17 protein-coding genes, 8 tRNA genes and 1 rRNA gene are annotated in these 18,317 nt (G+C 47.9%); 25 read left to right on the forward strand and 1 reads right to left on the reverse strand.

The window, feature by feature from the left end:
- The 25 genes from AC58QD_RS14950 to AC58QD_RS15070 all read left to right on the forward strand — a co-directional run.
- Positions 1-209 (forward strand): 23S ribosomal RNA (locus AC58QD_RS14950); the annotation flags it as partial.
- Between the two features lie 90 nt (positions 210-299).
- Positions 300-385 (forward strand) — tRNA-Ser (locus AC58QD_RS14955).
- 24 nt (positions 386-409) lie between these two features.
- Positions 410-486, forward strand: a tRNA-Met gene (locus tag AC58QD_RS14960).
- Between the two features lie 9 nt (positions 487-495).
- Positions 496-571 (forward strand) — tRNA-Val (locus AC58QD_RS14965).
- Between the two features lie 32 nt (positions 572-603).
- Positions 604-680, forward strand: a tRNA-Asp gene (locus AC58QD_RS14970).
- Between the two features lie 88 nt (positions 681-768).
- A tRNA-Phe gene (locus tag AC58QD_RS14975) sits at positions 769-844 on the forward strand.
- 73 nt (positions 845-917) lie between these two features.
- Positions 918-993 (forward strand) — tRNA-Thr (locus AC58QD_RS14980).
- A 7-nt stretch (positions 994-1,000) separates the two neighbouring features.
- Positions 1,001-1,082: transfer RNA gene (locus AC58QD_RS14985), tRNA-Tyr, on the forward strand.
- Positions 1,083-1,109: 27 nt separating this feature from the next.
- Positions 1,110-1,185, forward strand: a tRNA-Lys gene (locus AC58QD_RS14990).
- A gap of 183 nt (positions 1,186-1,368) precedes the next feature.
- The gene (locus AC58QD_RS14995) at positions 1,369-2,481 is read left to right on the forward strand and encodes a PucR family transcriptional regulator (protein ID WP_497334553.1); all 1,113 of its coding nucleotides are present in this window, start codon (positions 1,369-1,371) and stop codon (positions 2,479-2,481) included.
- An 88-nt stretch (positions 2,482-2,569) separates the two neighbouring features.
- Positions 2,570-3,691, forward strand: coding sequence for an ABC transporter ATP-binding protein (locus AC58QD_RS15000; protein ID WP_497334555.1), 1,122 nt, complete (start codon positions 2,570-2,572; stop codon positions 3,689-3,691).
- A 222-nt stretch (positions 3,692-3,913) separates the two neighbouring features.
- Complete coding sequence (gene hprK, locus AC58QD_RS15005; protein WP_497334557.1) at positions 3,914-4,855, forward strand: HPr(Ser) kinase/phosphatase; 942 nt, start codon at positions 3,914-3,916, stop codon at positions 4,853-4,855.
- Positions 4,856-4,889: 34 nt separating this feature from the next.
- Entirely contained in the window at positions 4,890-5,825 is a 936-nt protein-coding gene (lgt, locus tag AC58QD_RS15010) for a prolipoprotein diacylglyceryl transferase (protein WP_497334558.1), read from the forward strand.
- A gap of 28 nt (positions 5,826-5,853) precedes the next feature.
- On the forward strand, positions 5,854-6,498 hold the full coding sequence (ppaX, locus tag AC58QD_RS15015) for a pyrophosphatase PpaX (protein ID WP_497334560.1): 645 nt from the start codon (positions 5,854-5,856) through the stop codon (positions 6,496-6,498).
- A gap of 6 nt (positions 6,499-6,504) precedes the next feature.
- Positions 6,505-7,008: an acyltransferase gene (locus AC58QD_RS15020; protein ID WP_497334562.1), complete on the forward strand. Its 504-nt coding sequence runs from the start codon at positions 6,505-6,507 to the stop codon at positions 7,006-7,008.
- Positions 7,009-7,215: 207 nt separating this feature from the next.
- Complete coding sequence (locus AC58QD_RS15025) at positions 7,216-8,460, forward strand: ATP phosphoribosyltransferase regulatory subunit (RefSeq protein ID WP_497334564.1); 1,245 nt, start codon at positions 7,216-7,218, stop codon at positions 8,458-8,460.
- 20 nt (positions 8,461-8,480) lie between these two features.
- On the forward strand, positions 8,481-9,119 hold the full coding sequence (gene hisG, locus AC58QD_RS15030) for an ATP phosphoribosyltransferase (RefSeq protein ID WP_497334566.1): 639 nt from the start codon (positions 8,481-8,483) through the stop codon (positions 9,117-9,119).
- 6 nt (positions 9,120-9,125) lie between these two features.
- Positions 9,126-9,317 carry a hypothetical protein gene (locus AC58QD_RS15035; RefSeq protein ID WP_497334568.1) on the forward strand — a complete coding sequence of 64 codons (192 nt, stop codon included), beginning with the start codon at positions 9,126-9,128 and terminating at the stop codon, positions 9,315-9,317.
- 64 nt (positions 9,318-9,381) lie between these two features.
- On the forward strand, positions 9,382-10,668 hold the full coding sequence (hisD, locus tag AC58QD_RS15040; RefSeq protein ID WP_497334570.1) for a histidinol dehydrogenase: 1,287 nt from the start codon (positions 9,382-9,384) through the stop codon (positions 10,666-10,668).
- Positions 10,669-10,670: 2 nt separating this feature from the next.
- A complete protein-coding gene (hisB, locus tag AC58QD_RS15045) occupies positions 10,671-11,276 on the forward strand; it encodes an imidazoleglycerol-phosphate dehydratase HisB (RefSeq protein ID WP_497334572.1) in 606 nt (201 codons plus the stop codon).
- Position 11,277: 1 nt separating this feature from the next.
- Entirely contained in the window at positions 11,278-11,895 is a 618-nt protein-coding gene (gene hisH, locus AC58QD_RS15050; protein WP_497334574.1) for an imidazole glycerol phosphate synthase subunit HisH, read from the forward strand.
- 25 nt (positions 11,896-11,920) lie between these two features.
- Positions 11,921-12,679, forward strand: a complete 759-nt coding sequence (hisF, locus tag AC58QD_RS15055; RefSeq protein ID WP_497334576.1) for an imidazole glycerol phosphate synthase subunit HisF — start codon at positions 11,921-11,923, stop codon at positions 12,677-12,679.
- On the forward strand, positions 12,676-13,434 hold the full coding sequence (gene hisIE / locus AC58QD_RS15060; protein WP_497334578.1) for a bifunctional phosphoribosyl-AMP cyclohydrolase/phosphoribosyl-ATP diphosphatase HisIE: 759 nt from the start codon (positions 12,676-12,678) through the stop codon (positions 13,432-13,434). The genes hisF and hisIE overlap by 4 nt, the downstream gene beginning before the upstream one ends.
- 353 nt (positions 13,435-13,787) lie before the next feature.
- Positions 13,788-14,324 (forward strand): helix-turn-helix domain-containing protein, encoded by a 537-nt coding sequence (locus AC58QD_RS15065; protein ID WP_497334580.1) that lies wholly within the window; start codon positions 13,788-13,790, stop codon positions 14,322-14,324.
- Positions 14,325-14,355: 31 nt separating this feature from the next.
- Entirely contained in the window at positions 14,356-15,267 is a 912-nt protein-coding gene (locus AC58QD_RS15070) for an AraC family transcriptional regulator (protein WP_497334582.1), read from the forward strand.
- 45 nt (positions 15,268-15,312) lie between these two features.
- Here the strand turns inward: AC58QD_RS15070 and AC58QD_RS15075 are convergent, their stop codons facing one another.
- On the reverse strand, positions 15,313-18,276 hold the full coding sequence (locus tag AC58QD_RS15075; RefSeq protein ID WP_497334584.1) for a hypothetical protein: 2,964 nt from the start codon (positions 18,274-18,276) through the stop codon (positions 15,313-15,315).
- Positions 18,277-18,317 lie beyond the last annotated feature (41 nt).

Here is an 18,317-nt window from a genome sequence, read left to right on the forward strand (position 1 = left end):
CTGGTGTACCAGTTGTCTCGCCAGAGGCATAGCTGGGTAGCTAAGTACGGACGGGATAAGCGCTGAAAGCATCTAAGCGTGAAGCCCCCCTCAAGATGAGATTTCCCAATTAGTAAGACCCCTTGTAGACAACGAGGTTGATAGGTTCGAGGTGGACGTGCAGTAATGCATGGAGCTGACGAATACTAATCGGTCGAGGGCTTATCCAATACACTCATTAACCCGAGTGACAAGCACGACAAACACGGCTCGTTACCGTATTCGCATCCAGTTTTCAGAGAATAAACTTCTCTGCATATGGAGAGATACCCAAGAGGCCGAAGGGGGCGCTTTGCTAAAGCGTTAGGGTGTAACAGCCGCAAGGGTTCGAATCCCTTTCTCTCCGTATCTTTTATACAATCAAGTTTATGGCGGTGTAGCTCAGCTGGCTAGAGCGTACGGTTCATACCCGTGAGGTCGTGGGTTCGAGTCCCTCCGCCGCTACCAAGATTATTCGGAGGCTTAGCTCAGCCGGGAGAGCATCTGCCTTACAAGCAGAGGGTCGGCGGTTCGATCCCGTCAGCCTCCACCATCTCACTTAAGGTGAGGACAATTGTATAATGCGGAGCTGTGGTGTAGAGGCCTAACATGCCTGCCTGTCACGCAGGAGACCGCGGGTTCGAATCCCGTCAGCTCCGCCATTTTTTTCTTAAGTAAAGAATGAAGCAGTATCCGGTTTACCTGTATTTTTTTTTGTCCAATAGAGCCTTACATGTGTAATTGTAACGTGGCTCGGTAGCTCAGTCGGTAGAGCAGAGGACTGAAAATCCTCGTGTCGGCGGTTCGATTCCGTCCCGAGCCACCACTTCACCCAAAGTGAAGATGATTCAAAGATGGAGTTTCCGGTTACTTTACGGGGGACACCAAAAATTAAATATGCCGTTGTAGCTCAACTGGTAGAGCAACTGACTTGTAATCAGTAGGTTGGGGGTTCAAGTCCTCTCGACGGCACCAGCAATATGGAGGATTAGTGAAGTGGCTAAACACGGCAGACTGTAAATCTGCTCTCTTCGAGTTCGGTGGTTCGAATCCATCATCCTCCATCATCTTTTTTATCATGATTACATCATGAGCCATTAGCTCAGTTGGTAGAGCACCTGACTTTTAATCAGGGTGTCGTAGGTTCGAGTCCTACATGGCTCACCATTTTCATCAAACCGATCATCAAACCTTTATCCTCACGGGATAGAGGTTTTTTTGCATATCCATGCTGATCTCCTGATCGGATGAATGATCGCTGTCTGGGGAAACTAACTCTGCACTTATAATAGTTTTCATCTTTTCCTAAAATGTGTATGATGGAAAGTAGACGACAACGGAGGGATAAATGTGACCAACTGGGATCTAATCAAACAACAGCTTGAGGTAATTCTGAACACAGCGGTTAGACTTCAACAAATGTCAACAATCGAATGGAACCGGAAGGCCGCGAATAGTCCCACTGCTAACTCTAAGAGTTTTGTACATGAGCATACCCGATATTTTTGGTTATATAAAGAAGCCTCTTACATCCATGCATTTGCCGTGGACGAGCCTCTACTCACTCCGTCGGAGCAGCAATTGGTCGAATTGACGCTCGAAGCGTATCGTTCGCAGGAGAAATTGCAATCGTTATCACCGGTTTCCGATGATGAACGGAAGGCAGGAGCCATTCGCAGTTGGATTGTGCAAGAGCTGGAGGCGGGTCATACAGAAGGCGAAATGCCCGAGACGGTCTCTTCACTGTTTCCCTTTTACACAACCAAGATTCCAATTTTGTTATATGGCGATTATTCGGATCAACGGAAAACCAGCTACATGGAGTTGAAAAGACTGCTAGAGTCTTTTTTCGAGGGAGACGTTGTTCTTTTGCCCCTACTGGATAAGGAGTGGCTTATCCTTGTGCCAGAATCGTTGCTGCAAGCTGGGAGCGATGTTAGTAAAGGGGATGGAGAGGAAGAAGTGCTAGAGGATTCACTCGAATCTTTGTGCGAAGGCTTGCATGAGATGCTTGCTAGTGAGTGGATCGGGGAATGCCACCTCTCTGTGTCGTATCCTATCCGGCCATCCAAATCTACCTTACAGACCGTTGTGAGGCTGAGAGAAGCTATAACACTCGGCCAAACCTATCATATGACGGATTACATTCATCTCCCTTGGAAGCTGCAGTTAGAGAAATTGCTTCATTGGATTCCGGAAGAGGAAAAGACTGAGTTTGTAGAGCGTGTGTTGAAGCGCATGGATGCTTTGTTGGATCTGGAAATGCTGACTACGCTTGAGCAATTTTTGGCTCTGGATTGTAATGTTAGCGAGACCGCAAAGCGTCTTTTCATTCATCGAAATACATTATTATACAGACTTGATAAGTTTAAACAGGAAACTGGACTAGAGGTTCGGAACTTCCGGCAGGCTGTATTAGTGCATATTGCATTACTATTGTACAAAGTGACGAAAAGAAAGTGATTTTTTTGTAAGCAATGTGCATAGTCATGGGTGAAGAGGTAGGTTAATATAAGTCTATGATTAATTTATAATTTTAGGGGGAATTAACATGGCAGGTGTACGCTTATCTCACGTCGTGAAGAAATATCCAGGTGCTGCTGAAGATACAGTAAAAGATTTCAACCTTGATATTAAAGATAAGGAGTTCTTAGTGCTTGTTGGTGCATCCGGTTGCGGTAAATCCACTACACTTCGAATGATCGCTGGTTTGGAAGAAATTACTTCCGGCGAACTCTATATCGGCGACCGCCTTGTGAACGATGTAGCACCAAAAGACCGCGACATCGCGATGGTATTCCAATCCTACGCTCTTTATCCACACATGAATGTGTATCAGAACATGGCATTTGGTCTGAAATTGCGTAAGTTTAAGAAAGCTGAAATCGATGCCCGTGTTCGTCAAGCGGCTAAGATTCTTGATATCGAAGTATTGCTTGATCGTAAGCCAAAAGCTCTTTCCGGGGGTCAACGTCAACGTGTGGCATTGGGACGCGCTATCGTACGGGATCCGCAAGTATTCTTGATGGATGAGCCACTTTCCAACTTGGACGCGAAACTTCGCGTACAAATGCGCGCAGAGATCAACAAGCTGCACAAGCGTCTTGAAACTACTGTTATCTATGTAACGCATGACCAAACAGAAGCTATGACAATGGGCGATCGTATCGTTGTTATGCACCAAGGGATCATTCAACAAGCGGCTACTCCAGAAGAGATCTACAACTTCCCAGTTAATATGTACGTTGCTACTTTCATTGGATCGCCTTCGATGAACTTGATCACAGGAAGCTTGACTGAATCCGATGGTAAAGTTCGCTTCAAAGCTACTGGTGTAGATGTTGTAATGCCTGATGGCAAAGCACAGTTGTTGAAAGAAAAAGGTTACGTAGGCAAAGAAGTAATGTTCGGCGTTCGTCCTGAAGATATTCATGATGAGCCGATCTTCTTGGATGGATCCCCAAACAGCATCGTAAATGGTAACATTGAAGTAGTAGAGAATCTTGGTCACGAAATGCAGCTATACTTGAACGGTATCGGACCGAACCCTGTTGTGGCTCGTCTTAACTCCCGTACACCATTCAAGGATGGTATGAGCGTGAAGCTGGCATTCGATATGAACAAAGTTCACCTCTTCGATAAAGAAACTGAGAAGAACATTTTCTTGAGCTAATCAGGAATACAGGAGGGTCAGCAAAGCGCTGACCCTTTTTGCGTTAATCTTGGGTAGACTAGTCATTGGTTCAGCTATATTTTTGGGATTAATTGGGTGAGTTCCAGGCAATCGGTTCAATGTACGCATCAGGAACTAAGCTGCATTTTGTGGAAGCTGGGTTGCTTTACACAACTAATTTCGTTACGATGGGAATATGGAAATGAATTGGGGGACATCAAGATGGGGAAGAAGACGAAGGTTTCTGATCTCGTGCAGGCTTTTCAACTGGAAGTGCTTGCAGGGGAAGCAGGACTAAGCCGTTTGATCCAAGTAGCAGAATTATATCGTCCCGGTCTTGAGATGGCTGGGTATTTCGCCTATCATCCGAGAGAACGGGTGCAAATCCTTGGGAGAACCGAGCTTACGTTTTTCGAAACGCTGACTGCTGAAGAGCGCAGAGACCGGATGCAACGCATGTGTTCGGAGGCAGAAACACCTTGCTTCTGTATTACACGGGGAATGACGGCTCCAAGTGAATTATTGGAGGAAGCAGAAAAGCACTCTATGCCAGTAGTGCGTTCCATGATGGCTACGACAACCTTAGTCAGCCGGATTACCGGCTTTTTGGAGAATAGGTTGGCCCCCACTACTACGATTCATGGTGTACTAGTTGATGTGTACGGAATCGGCATGTTGATTACAGGTACAAGCGGAATCGGGAAGAGCGAAACCGCGCTGGAGCTTGTCAAACGCGGACATCGCCTAATTGCTGATGATGCTGTAGAGATTAAGCAAGTGGCTGACAACATTCTTGTGGGAAATGCTCCAGAGCTAATTAAACATTTGTTAGAAATTCGCGGAGTTGGGATTATTAACGTGATGACTTTGTTCGGAGCAGGAGCAATCCGCAATGTGAAGAAGATCACATTGGTCATCCGGCTGGAAACTTGGCAGCAGGACAAGGAGTATGATCGGTTAGGGCTCGATGAAGAGACAACTAGAGTAATCGATACCGATCTCCCGCTCGTTACGATTCCAGTAAGACCAGGTCGGAACTTGGCTGTTATTATTGAAGTGGCAGCAATGAATTTCCGTCTGAAACGGATGGGGTATAACGCTGCTTTGCAATTCACGAACAAGCTAACCGAAACTTTGGCAGGAGATATTGACGACGGAGATTGATTCCTGTAATGGACATGGAAAGGGAGTTGCATGCATGCATTTCTTGTTGAATCCAGTTGCGTTTTCGCTTGGCCCTATACCCGTTCATTGGTATGGGATTATTCTTGGATCAGCTGCGTTGGTTGGACTAATGCTGGCGATTCAAGAAGGGAAAAGATTCGGGATCATTCCTGAATTTTTCATGGACCTGCTATTAATTGGGGTTCCATCAGCAATAGTAGGGGCAAGAATTTATTATGTAGCATTCAAGTGGGATGCTTATAAGAACAACTTGTGGGACGTCTTCGCCATATGGAACGGCGGGATTGCTATATATGGTGCCCTAATCGGTGCCATTCTCGGGGCTGTTATTTTCGTTCGGCGAAGAGGGTATAATTTCTGGCGAATCGCTGACATTGCAGCACCTTCGCTCATTGTGGGCCAAATGATTGGACGTTGGGGAAATTTCGTCAATCAAGAGGCGCATGGAGGTCCAGTAGAAGAATCTTTCCTTCGCGACACTTTGCATTTGCCCAATTTCATCATAGATCAAATGTATATAGACGGTGTATTCTACCACCCAACCTTTTTATATGAGTCATTATGGAATCTTGTAGGGTTAGGGCTATTGTTCGTTATAAGAAGACAAAGCTTCTTAAGAGCGGGTGAATTGTTCTTCAGCTATTTCATCTGGTATTCGATCGGGAGATTCTTTATTGAAGGAATTAGAACAGACAGTCTTGCCATTACAGCGCCTGAATGGCTTAGAGCCATTGTAGACGGGCTATGGCTCCCAATGACCGCAATATTCGAGCCGGGCAATATGGAATATGGAAACGTGAGAATCTCCTCCTTGTTGGCTATCCTTATCATTATTGCGGCTATCATACTGATCATAGTGCGCAGGCGTAAAGGTTGGGCAGCAGAGAAGTACTCCGACCCGATCCGTTCAACCAAAGAAGTGACTGTAAATACTGGTGAAGGCATATAATATGAAGCAGTAAGGGAGATTCAGCAGGATGATCACGACAGTGCTTTTTGATTTGGATGGAACGATTGTAGATACGAACGAACTGATTATTAACTCATTCCTGCATACGCTGGAAGGCATATCGGAGAAAATATTCTCACGGGAAGATATTATTCCGCATATGGGTTATTCCTTGATTGAACAGATTAAGTTTTTTACCGGACTTGAGCAGGTAGATGATTTAATAGTGAAATACAGGAAGTTCAATTTGGAAAAGCATGATGAGATGGTAAAAGAGTTCCCTTACGTTCGAGAAGTTCTGGAGCAGTTGCAAGCAGCCGGCATCAAGATGGGTGTCGTGACGAACAAGATGCAAATCACGACTGTGATGGGACTTAAGCTTTGCGGATTGGACAAGTTCATGGACACTATAGTTACGGTGGATGACGTGCCTCAAGGCAAGCCCGACCCGGCAATGGTACGGCTAGCCTTGAATCGGCTTCAGATCCCTGCTGAGCAAGCACTGATGGTTGGCGACAGCCAATATGACATTCTGGCTGCACGTGCTGCAGGAGTAGCGTCAGTGGGAGTGGCTTGGTCGATGAAGGGTGAAGAGCATTTGCGTCAATATGATCCGACATATATGATTCACGACATGCATGATTTAATTGAGATTGTGGGGATAAAGAGGTAGAGGAATGTGAGACAAACGGAACGGTTTCCAGTAGAAGGCCCGAACGCATTATGGCAAATGTATAAAACCGTAAGCAAATTCAAGGCCGTGCGAAACTTTATTGTCATTCAGTTCGCGCGTTACTGCCCCTCGCTTCCGCTCAAAAACTGGATTTACCGCCGAATTCTTGGTGTAAAGGTTGGCGAACAGACAGCTTTTGCGTTAATGGTAATGGTGGATGTATTCTTCCCGGAGAAAATTTATGTGGGGCGCAATACGATAATCGGGTACAACTCCACCTTGCTAACCCACGAATACTTGATTAAGGAATACCGATTGGGTGAAATTCATATAGGCTCGAACGTTATGATTGGGGCAAATGTGACGGTATTACCTGGCGTTACCATTGGCGATCATGCTGTTGTAGGGGCAGGCTCGGTGGTACACAAGAATGTGGAGGCGGGCAGCTTTGTTGTTGGCAATCCACTTAGAGTGATCCGAGCTGCCGGGGATCCGACAAATGATCAATGAATTTCATCCAGGATTTAATGTTCATGAAGGCTCTCTTCCCCTCTATTCTAATGGGGGTAGGGAGCTGTTTATATATTGACGCAAATAGACGCAGCATGGTAAACTAACCAATATCTTTACTTTGGTAGTATGGTAGCACATTATCGCGATAAAGCAAACGAGCAATGAAATAGATGAATTGAAGTGATAGATGAAGAGGTGGATACATTGTCAAAGCCTAAAGTGTTCGAGAAGCCGACCGGGGTCAAAGATTATTTGCCGGAGGCGGTGTCCAAGTTAAGAAGAATCGAGGCGAATGTGCTCGATTGCATGCAGCGCTGGGGATACCGTCAGATCATTACGCCAGCATTAGAATATTACGATACGGTTGGAGCAGCAAGCTCTACGTCGGACAAGAAGCTGTTCAAGCTTTTGGATAAACGGGGTACGACGGTCGTTCTAAGATCTGACATGACGGCTCCTATCGCTCGGGTAGCAGCATCCCTGCTTAAGGATCATCCATTGCCTCTGCGGCTTTCATATCATTCGAATGTCTTCCGGGCGTTCGAGGATGAAGCGGGGCGAGAGGCGGAATTTTTCCAGACGGGTGTGGAGCTAATCGGGGATGCTTCGGCAGAAGCGGATGCGGAGGTAGTAGCACTGGCGATTGCGAGCTTGAAGGCTGCCGGTGTAAGGCAATTTAAGATCGCTCTAGGTCATGTGGGCTTTCTGAACGGTTTGTTCCAAGAAACACTGCGAGATCAGATTGAACATCAAAATGCTCTGAAGGATAGACTTCTGCAGCGTGATCATGTAGGGTATCGAGCTTTGCTGCGGCAGCTGAATCTATCGGAATCTGTGCGCGGTGAGCTCGAGGGGATCCTTCGTCTGCGCGGCGGTGAGGAGATCTTGGAGCAGGCTCGACAATTGACGCAAGAGCGTACTGCGAGAGATGCAATTGAGCATCTATGTGAAGTATGGGATGTACTCAAAGCTTATGGGGTGAGCGAGAACGTACTGATTGATCTGACGATGATTGGCGACTTCTCCTACTATACTGGAATGACTTTTGAGGGGTACTCTGCAGATCTTGGGTTTCCTGTATGCAATGGCGGAAGGTATGATAATCTGTTGAAGCAGTTCAATCGACCAGCACCGGCCACAGGTTTTGCGTTGAAGACGAATCGGATTATGGAAGTAATCGGCAATGATAAGCTGGAAGAGCCTTACCGGATTCTGATTCGATATGCTTCGGCCGAAAGACAAGCAGCGCTCGATCACGCCAGGGAAATGCGCTCTCGGGATGGTGTCATGGTAGAGACGATGAGGATTCAAGTGGAGCAGCAGTTGGAATTGCAGCTGGAGGATCTTGAGCTGGACACTTCTGATGAAGTAGATAAGGTAACGGTAGATAGGGATGGGAAATATACTTACCGCGGTATTCAATATGATGACGTAATTGATTTCATTTAGACAGGAAGGGGCAACGCTCCATGGGCGAATTATTAAAAGTAGCGATCCCCAAGGGACGGATCGTCAAGCATATCAGCAAACTGTTCCAACAAGCGGGCATTCATCTTCCTGAGGATTTGGAAGATACGCGTAAGTTCATCATTCCTGCGCATGATGTGGGCATGGAGTTCATTATTGCCAAGCCTGCGGATGTACCGACTTATGTTGAGTACGGAGTGGCGGACCTGGGTGTAGTGGGCAAGGATGTGCTGATGGAAGAGAATCGCAATGTGTATGAGCTGTTGGATCTTGGGATCGCTCGTTGCCGATTCTCTGTTATCGGGCTGCCGGACTGGGAACCCGTATTGAACCCTCGTGTGGCCAGTAAATTCCCGAATGTGGCTTCGCAGTATTTTCGCGAGAAAGGTCAACAGGTCGAGGTCATTAAGCTGAATGGGAACGTAGAGCTGGCACCGCTTATTCGACTTGCTGACCGGATTGTCGACTTGGTGGAGACAGGCAACACCATACGTGAGAACGGGCTTGTGGAGATGGAGAAGATAGCTGACATTACAAGCAGGCTCATTGCCAATCGTGTCAGTTACCGGATGAAGAACGAAGCGATTCAACAGCTATGCGACCGCTTGCAGCCTGTGCTGCCTGTAACACCTGTGAATTAGGGGTAGATGCAGGAGTGGGAATGTGAATGGAAACGGAACAAAGCGGATGCAAATAAGAATGGAAATGAAAATGCAAATGAAAATGTAAATGCAAATGCAAATGCAAATGCAAATGCAAATGCAAATGCAAATGCAAATGCAAATGCAAATGCAAATGCAAATGCAAATGCAAATCAAATGCAAAAGCAAAGAGAATGAGATAGAGAGAATTGCATAATTCAGATACAAATGAGAATGAAATTATAGATCGGAGGTAATCTGTATGCGGATGATGCCAGCCAAGGAGTTCGCCTTGGCACGGGTTGTGGATTACGGCACCCCGGAGCAGAATGAGACGGTGCGCAAGGTTCTGGTGCAAGTGCGCCTCGATGGAGACGCGGCACTGACACGGTTGAGTGAGCAGTTCGACGGTGTCCGCGTCGAACCTGAACAGCTCCGCGTCACGGAAGCGGAGCTGCAAGAGGCATACAGCCGCGTAGACGAATCATTCGTCGCGGCTCTGCGTCAGGCGGCGGATAATATACGCCGCTTTCACGAGAAGCAGATGCGCACCTCGTGGATGGATCTGCAGCCGGACGGCAGTCTGCTCGGGCAGATTGTTCGCCCGCTGAAGCGCGTCGGCTTGTATGTGCCCGGCGGCAAGGCGGCTTACCCGTCGTCGGTGCTGATGAATGCGATCCCCGCGCAAGTAGCCGGGGTTCCAGAGATTGTAATGGTGACGCCGCCTTCAACAGGCGGTCAAGCGGGTATCGACCCGTACATTCTCGTAGCCGCCGCTGAGGCGGGCATACGGGAGATGTACCGGGTCGGAGGGGCTCAAGCCGTGGGCGCACTCGCCTACGGCACAGCCACAATTGCGCCGGTCGACAAAATTGTCGGACCGGGCAACATCTACGTCGCGCTGGCGAAGCGCGCGGTCTACGGCGCCGTCGCGATCGACTCGATCGCCGGGCCGAGTGAGATCGTCGTGCTCGCCGACGATACAGCAGATGCGGCGTACATCGCCGCCGACTTGCTGTCGCAAGCGGAGCATGACGAGATGGCATCGGCCATCCTCGTCACGACCTCGCTTGCGCAAGCTCAAGCTGTGAGCGCCGAAGTCGCTCGCCAGCTTGCAGAGCTGCCGCGGCGCGAGATCGCCGCCGCGTCCATACGCGACCGCGGCGTCATCCTGCTCGCGGACAGCCTGGACGAGGCCATCGCCACAGTGAACCGGCTTGCGCCGGAGCACTTGGAGCTGCTCGTCCCAGAGCCGTTCGGCCTGCTCGGCCGCATCGAGAACGCGGGCGCCATCTTCCTCGGCGCCTACAGTTCGGAGCCCGTCGGCGATTACTTCGCCGGGCCGAACCATGTGCTGCCGACGAATGGGACAGCACGCTTCTCATCGCCGCTCAATGTGGACGATTTCCTGAAGAAATCCAGTGTGATTTCTTACAGCAAGGAAGCGCTGCTGGCTAATGGAGAAGCGATTATGACGTTAGCCAAGCATGAAGGACTCGACGCGCACGCCAGAGCCATTCAAATTCGTCTTGAGAAAGAAGGGAAGTAAGCATGACAACTGAAGCAAACCGCTCCCGTTCCGCGGGGATTGATCGTAAAACCAATGAAACGAACATTAAACTTAACTTCAACGTAGACGGTACCGGTGTGTCCGATATTGTGACAGACGTGCCATTTCTCAACCATATGTTAGACCTGTTCACCAAGCACGGCCAATTCGACCTGAAGGTTGAAGCGGAAGGCGATATCGATATAGACGATCATCACACGACGGAGGATATTGGGATTTGCCTCGGACGTGCGCTTAAGGAAGCGCTGGGTGACAAACGCGGAATCAAGCGTTACGCGAACGTATTCGTTCCTATGGACGAGGCGCTGGCTCAAGTGGCGATCGATATAAGCAATCGTCCGCATCTGGAATACCGGGCTGAATTCCCATCGGATCAGGTAGGCAGCTTCACAACAGAGCTGGTACATGAATTCTTGTGGAAGTTCGCATTGGAGTCGAGAATCACGCTGCACGTTATCGTCCATTATGGACGCAACACCCATCATATGGTGGAAGCGATCTTCAAAGCCCTCGGGCGTGCATTGGACGAAGCTACGTCTATCGACCCTCGGGTAACGGGCGTGCCGTCCACGAAAGGAGTGCTCTAACGTGATCGCGATTATCGATTACGGAATGGGCAATTTGCATAGCGTCAGTAAAGCGGTAGAGCGTCTAGGAGTAGATTATGTGATTACGTCTGACGAAGGCGAGCTAATGCAGGCAGAGGGTGCTATTTTGCCTGGAGTAGGAGCTTTTGGCGATGCCATGCATAACCTGCGAGAAACCGGGCTAGGCGAAGCTGTTCGCTATTACGCGCAATCCGGCAAACCCCTTCTAGGTATTTGCCTGGGGATGCAGCTGCTATTCTCCGAGAGCAATGAGCATGGGAGTCATACAGGACTGGACTTGCTCCCAGGGAAAGTTGAACGATTCCAGGGAAACTACAAAGTGCCTCATATGGGGTGGAATCGACTGCATTTCCGTGAGCAGCATGCTTTATTCCATGGGTTAGAAGAAGGGCATGTCTATTTTGTCCACTCCTACCATGTGAAGCCGGAGCGAGAATCGGATTTGTTGGCCTATACAGACTATCATCAGCCTGTGTCCGCTATTGTGGGACGAGGCCAAGTATTCGGCATGCAGTTCCACCCAGAGAAGAGCGGTCCGCTAGGGATGCAGCTTCTAGACAACTATTTAAAGCTCGTTCAGAGACGGATTCCGGTGTGAGTCTGCAGGGTAAGGGGAGATGGGTATGCTAGCCAAACGAATTATTCCTTGTTTGGACGTGAAAGACGGTCGGGTGGTCAAAGGGGTTAACTTCGTTAACCTTCGTGACGCCGGAGATCCTGTTGAGCTTGCGGCGGTCTATGACAGGGAAGGCGCAGATGAGCTGGTGTTTCTGGACATTTCAGCTTCCGTTGAAGGCCGCGCAACCATGATAGAAGTCGTCAAGAAGACCGCAGGGGAGATAACAATTCCATTTACAGTCGGCGGCGGCATATCAAGCGTGGATGACATGAAACGGCTGCTTCGTGCGGGTGCGGACAAGATTGGAATTAACACAGCTGCTGTCAGGAACCCGAGGTTAGTCGCAGACGGGGCTTCCAAATTCGGTTCCCAATGTATCGTTGTAGCGATCGACGCCAAGTTCAACGCAGCATGGGGAGAATGGGAAGTATATACCCACGGCGGCCGCAATGCCACAGGGATGAAGGCGCTGGAGTGGGTAAGCGAGATTGAACGCCTGGGAGCAGGCGAGATTCTGCTCACGAGTATGGATGCGGACGGGACCAAGGATGGCTTTGACCTGAAGCTGACACGCGCCGTGTCGGAGCGGGTGCGGATCCCGGTTATCGCCTCTGGCGGAGCGGGTAAGGAAGCGGACTTCTACGATGTGTTTACCGAGGGGAAAGCAGATGCAGGTCTTGCCGCTACAATTTTCCATTATAAAGAACTAACTATTGATCAGGTGAAGCATCACCTAAGAGAGAAAGGGGTTGAAATCCGGTGACGATAGAACAGAATGATAACTGGCGTTCAGCTATTCAATATGACGCTCAAGGATTAGTACCTGCCGTCGTGCAGGATGCGGTCAGCAAAGAAGTGCTTATGCTCGCTTATATGAATGAGGAGTCTCTTGCCAAAACGCTTGCTTCCGGAGAGACCTGGTTCTGGAGCCGCTCGCGCTCTGAATTGTGGAATAAGGGAGCTACCTCAGGTAACACCCAGAAGGTCAAATCGGTCAAATATGATTGTGACGGAGACACTCTGCTTATTCTGGTTGATCAAAAGGGGCCTGCTTGTCATACGGGCAAATATAGCTGCTTTTATAACGACGTCTCAGATGGGGCGGATTCCAGCAATGCGGAGCAAACGGCTTCTCCAGCTGCTGCAAGCCCTTCAGGCTTCATTAATCTCGGATCTCCTGATGTAGAAGTCTGTGCTGTACCGGGCACTCCAAGCCGATTCGACATTTTGTCCAAGCTGGAGAAAATTATTGCCGAGCGTGATGCTGAGCGTCCGGAAGGAGCGTACACTACTTACCTGTTCGAAAAAGGAATCGACAAGATTCTGAAAAAGGTAGGCGAAGAAGCGGCAGAAGTAATTATCGCAGCCAAGAACCGCGACAATGAAGAACTGCGTTACGAATCAAGCGATCTGATTTTCCACTTGCTGGTGCTGCTGCGTGAGGCGCGCCTGCCGATCGATGACATCATGGCTGAATTGGAAAGACGGCATGTAAATAAGAGCAAATCTTCGTCATAGCCTCCTGCTATTGAAGCACAGCACGGCAAGAACCTCTAGAACATTGGGCTCCAGAGGTTCTTCCTTGTGCTAGGGCGACTGTTAGAATGAATACCTGTATAAATTCTCTTGCCAGTAGAAATACATATTGCCGAAATCATCCTGAGTGAGGCCTCTTATATTTGTTCCGACCACAATGTGTGCAGCAGCCTTAGTCGCCGGATCAATTTTGTCGGATAGCGAGCAAAACAATACGATTACCGAATTGCAAAAAATTGAAGAAATGAGTCGCTCGCTGCGAATGGGAGGGCGAGCTAAACCAGTTTATTGCCACTTTGCAGACGGGCTCCTTCAGTGGGGAACAAATAAGGAACTTGCTGTTCGTTCTGTTGTTTCACATCCAGCACAAGATGAGTGATTTGCCTGATGAGCTGGAGAACGTGTGGTTAAGTGCAAACACCTCTCTGGAGAAAGCGATGAGCAGAGGAGAGACGCTCGACGATATCGGCAATTCCCTGAGCAAGACTCTTGAGGTCGTTGCTGATTGGATTCGAGAGTGGAAGGACTCCAAGAACAATCGGACTGTCGTGCAGGACATCAAGCGTTATATTGATGAGCATTATAGTGATCCGAACATGTCGCAGTCGATGCTGGCGGAAACCTTCAAGCTTCACTCGAGCTCGATCAGCAGACTATTCAAGGAGGAGTATGGCGTCAAGTTTGTAGATTATGTCAACTCCGTTAGAGTGGAGCAGGCTGCACGTTTAATGGGACAGGGCAATTCTACCGTTCAGGAGGTTGCTGAGAAAGTCGGCTTCGTTCATAGCACTACGTTTATCAGCATTTTCAAGAAGGTGACAGGCCTCACGCCAGGTACTTACCAGAAAAACCATACTGGAACGGAAGCTTAAAGCTCCATGCTGGAGGTTAAGGGGGATCAATATGAAACAATCCTACTTGAATTTAAGCGATGAAATCGTTATCAAAAAAATATATTCTTTTCATTACACGGAGCTAACAAAGGATTATGTGTATGAAGGGGAAAAGCATGATTTTTGGGAGTTTTTATATGTAGATCGTGGGGAACTGGAGATTGTTACCGATTTCAACTCGTATCATCTGAAGCAAGGGGAAATGGTTTTTTATGCGCCTAATGAGTTTCACAGCTTGAAGAGCAATCATGGAATTCCCTCAAATATTTTTATTATCTCATTTGGCTGTTTGTCCGAAGCTCTGCAGGTTCTAGCTCATAAATTACTGCGACTGGGCAATGCGGAGCGGAACATACTTAGCTTGTTGATTGAGGAAGGGCGCAAGGCGCTGCTCATACCTGTGAGTAAAGCCAATCAAGTGTATAAAGGCAATAAAAAAGCCCAAAGAGCTATGGGGAATACCGAAATCCCTTATTTTGGCTCGGAACAGCTCGTTAAAGTTTATTTGGTGGCACTGCTCATTCAGCTTATTCGAGGAGCGGACAAGGGTGAGGGGTATCAGAAGCTGTCAACCGTCACGAAAGAAAGAGAGGACAGCCACTTAGCTGCAAGGGTTGCCCAATATTTGGAGGAACAGGTAACCGCCCAATTGCGTCTGGATCAAATATGCAGTGAATTCTCTGTAAGTAAAACCTTTATAAGCCATGTGTTTCGTCAATATTCAGGCAACAGTATTATGGAATTCTATTGCAAGAAGAAAATAGAAAAAGCCAAGCTGCTGATACGTGAGGAAACCTATAACGTTACTGAAATTTCCGAGCTTCTGGGGTACAACAGTGTTCATTATTTTTCTCGGCAATTTAAAAAGGAGCTGGGCATGACTCCTTCCGAATACTTGAAGACTTTAAAAGCACAGATGTAAAAGCAAAAAAAGAGACCTGATTGCATGCAATCAGGTCCATTTCGTTTAAAAAGAATATCTATACAGGTTCTCTCGCCAGTAAAAATAAAGATTGCCGAAATCGTCCTGAGTCAAACCTCTGATGTTGGTGCCAACTACAATATTGGTAACAGCTTTGGTGCTCGCATCAATCTTGTACAGCCCATTCCTGATCTTAAGATAGACGTGGTTGTCTTTGGCGATAAGCATTTTGGCATCCGTCATGACGGGAGCATCAACGGTGTAGGATACGGCTGAGAATTTCTGCTGATTGTATATGATTGCATCCAGTGATGGACTATAAATGAAAAGATATCCTTCCGCCATACCCCATATGTTTCCATCGGGACCTACAATAACGTCGGTAATCGCCTTTTTTCCTGTCACAGGTACAATCTCGGAGGTTTTAACTCCGGTTGCCACGTCGTATATGAACAGGACGGCTGAAGTTGCAGTTGGTGTTGTACCCAGACCACCCCAGATCGAGGTGCCTCCATAAACTTTACCGTCTTTATAAGTCAAGGAAATCACACTTTGGTCCTCTACAATATTCGCTTTTACTGTTGGAGTCCCGCCGAGTATCGTATCATATATAGCCAATGCTCCACCAAGCTCCCCATATTTAGGCGCAGTGCCAATAAACAACTTGTTATCTCCCGAGGCGAATGCATAAGGCCTGTCCTGGTCGCTGCCGACTTGGAATAGTAATTGCGGATTGCTTCCACCACTGGAGAGGGTCCAAGGCAAAGTTGGATCATATTCGTATAGATACGCACCGGGGTAGATGCCCAAGTAGAGCTTATTATTGTATTCATATAAGCTTTCCGGCTGCCCAATGCCTCTGAATTGTTGGGTGTAGTCGCTACGACCAGCAGAATATGCCCCAAGACCCCCATTCAGGAAACCACCGGTATAAATGGTATTGTTAGGCCCTTTCTCCACGTAATTGATCGTTGTGTTGGCACCCGGCAAAGACAAAGGGAAGACTTCAACCTCGTCATTAGTCAAGTTGTATTTAGCCAATACGATTTGACCATTCTCGCTTCCGATACCGATCACTGTATGTCCCGGGTATTGAATTTGATCATCCAGTTCCACAATCTCCATCTCGATAGGGTTGATAGGAAGCTGTGCATCCAGTGAGCTGGCAGTTTTGGTAATGAGATCATAGCTCTGAAGCTGTTTATCGTTTGTATAATACACTTTATCATCATAAACTGAAGTCAGGCTTAGAGAAGTCAGGTTACTGATTTCATAATCGAGGGTTACATGAATATCTCCGTACACATCCTCTGTGACTGCCAGCACAAGCCCTTTGCTGCCAGGAGACATTTTGGCGAAGAGCTTACCTTCTCTGTAGTGCACATCATATGCAAAAGTTTCCGTTTGGTATGCAGTCGGAAGAATGTTCTCAGTATCGTTTGTATCCAGATCATATCTCATCAGATGGGCATGGGCACCGATTCCGGCATAGACTGCATTATAGGCAGGATCGTAAGCAACGCTGCGGACATAACTCTCACCGGCAACTATTGGAGAGTTTCCGAGCATGGTAAAACCTGTCCCGTACTCATATTTGTAAAGTGTTGCATTGTTGTAGGTCCCTACATAGATTTCACCGTTGGGGCCGGGCTTCAGATCAAAAATGAATTTGGAGCCCGGATCAGGGACTCCGAGACTTTCAACGCTCGTATCGCCTGGATTATATCGATACAGCGCTCCATTCGTCATATTTAACAACCCCATATATACTTTTCCGTCCGAGGAGTATGTGACTGCCCAAGCGGGATTGGAACCACCATTGGCTTGGTCAATGTCAATAAGCTTTGTAACAAGATTCGTATTGTAATCGATCACTGCAAGCATAGGTGGAGTAGTCCCGCTGCCGTCCAAAACTGCGTAGAGCACAGGGACGTTATTCTCATCGTAACCGAATACAGCTCCATGAGCTACCATCGATGTCATTTGTGGACCCAAGTTCGTTATTCTCTTGCTGATTGTAATATCATCAAAATAGGCTGTGCCAATAGTAGCTGTTGGAATATATAACATTACACTAACATAGGCGGTATTCGTTGGAGCTGTTCCCGTTACCGAAACATTTTTCCATGCTCCCGTTCCAGGAGTGTTTGCAAACGAAGCGCCCAGATAGGCGTTACTGCTGTCCCAGAACCTCACATACAGCTGTGCTCCACCAGTCTCTACATAAATTCTGGCTTGTGCCGTATACTTCTCTGCCTCCACAGCAGCTATTTTTCCGCTTTGCATGCTAAGAGGCAAATCCGTCCTGTTGTCCGCCATTTTCAGACTATAGCTTCCGCTGTAAGCTCTATCGCTGGAGACCGAGGCTGTGCCACCTCCGTGCACCAAGCTCCAGTTAGTAGGAACGCTGCCACTGAAGCTTTCAAAGCTAAAGTTAGGAAGCAGCATATCCCTCTCTACATTCAGCTTGATTTCATCAAAGTAGGCTGTGCCCACAGCAGATTCGGAAATAGACAAGAGAGCGCTTACAAATTTTGCGCCAACAGGTGCAGTTTCGATTACATGTACTTCCTCCCAAAGCCCGGTTTCGGAAGAATCGGTGTAGGAGGAGCCAAGTAAATTCAAGGCCTGGTCCCAGAACCTCAGGTATAAACGTGCGCTTCCGGAAACTGCATACACCTGTGCTTCAGCTTCGTAAACCATGCCTGTAAGGGCATCTACCTTATCGCTTTCCATACTTAAAGCTGTGCTTGCAGAGCTGTCTGTCAGCTTAAGACTATTAACTCCTCTGTACTGCTGGTCGTCTGATACCGAAGCAACTCCGCCGCTATGAACAAGGGTCCACCCTGTTATTCCTGCTACTGGCAAAGGCTCTTCAAATCCGTAGTTGCTCACAGTCAAAGGCAGCTCATTGAAGCCTGCTTGCACAGTAGGGGTGCTGTTATGCATGAAGCCTGCAAACAAAACAAGAGTGAGAATACTAACAAAAAGCTTTTTCAATGATAACAAATCATCCAACCTCCTTTATGGTGTCTTTCAATGCAATCATA

This window comes from Paenibacillus sp. J2R1T-4 (genome assembly GCF_059692235.1).

What these genes read in the sequence shown, in the direction of transcription:
- AC58QD_RS15000 (WP_497334555.1), top strand. Translation starts at nt 2,570, where the DNA reads ATGGCAGGTGTACGCTTATCTCACGTCGTGAAGAAATATCCAGGTGCT.
- hprK (WP_497334557.1), top strand. Translation starts at nt 3,914, where the DNA reads ATGGGGAAGAAGACGAAGGTTTCTGATCTCGTGCAGGCTTTTCAACTG.
- lgt (WP_497334558.1), top strand. Translation starts at nt 4,890, where the DNA reads ATGCATTTCTTGTTGAATCCAGTTGCGTTTTCGCTTGGCCCTATACCC.
- ppaX (WP_497334560.1), top strand. Translation starts at nt 5,854, where the DNA reads ATGATCACGACAGTGCTTTTTGATTTGGATGGAACGATTGTAGATACG.
- hisG (WP_497334566.1), top strand. Translation starts at nt 8,481, where the DNA reads ATGGGCGAATTATTAAAAGTAGCGATCCCCAAGGGACGGATCGTCAAG.
- AC58QD_RS15035 (WP_497334568.1), top strand. Translation starts at nt 9,126, where the DNA reads ATGCAGGAGTGGGAATGTGAATGGAAACGGAACAAAGCGGATGCAAAT.
- hisD (WP_497334570.1), top strand. Translation starts at nt 9,382, where the DNA reads ATGCGGATGATGCCAGCCAAGGAGTTCGCCTTGGCACGGGTTGTGGAT.
- hisB (WP_497334572.1), top strand. Translation starts at nt 10,671, where the DNA reads ATGACAACTGAAGCAAACCGCTCCCGTTCCGCGGGGATTGATCGTAAA.
- hisF (WP_497334576.1), top strand. Translation starts at nt 11,921, where the DNA reads ATGCTAGCCAAACGAATTATTCCTTGTTTGGACGTGAAAGACGGTCGG.
- AC58QD_RS15070 (WP_497334582.1), top strand. Translation starts at nt 14,356, where the DNA reads ATGAAACAATCCTACTTGAATTTAAGCGATGAAATCGTTATCAAAAAA.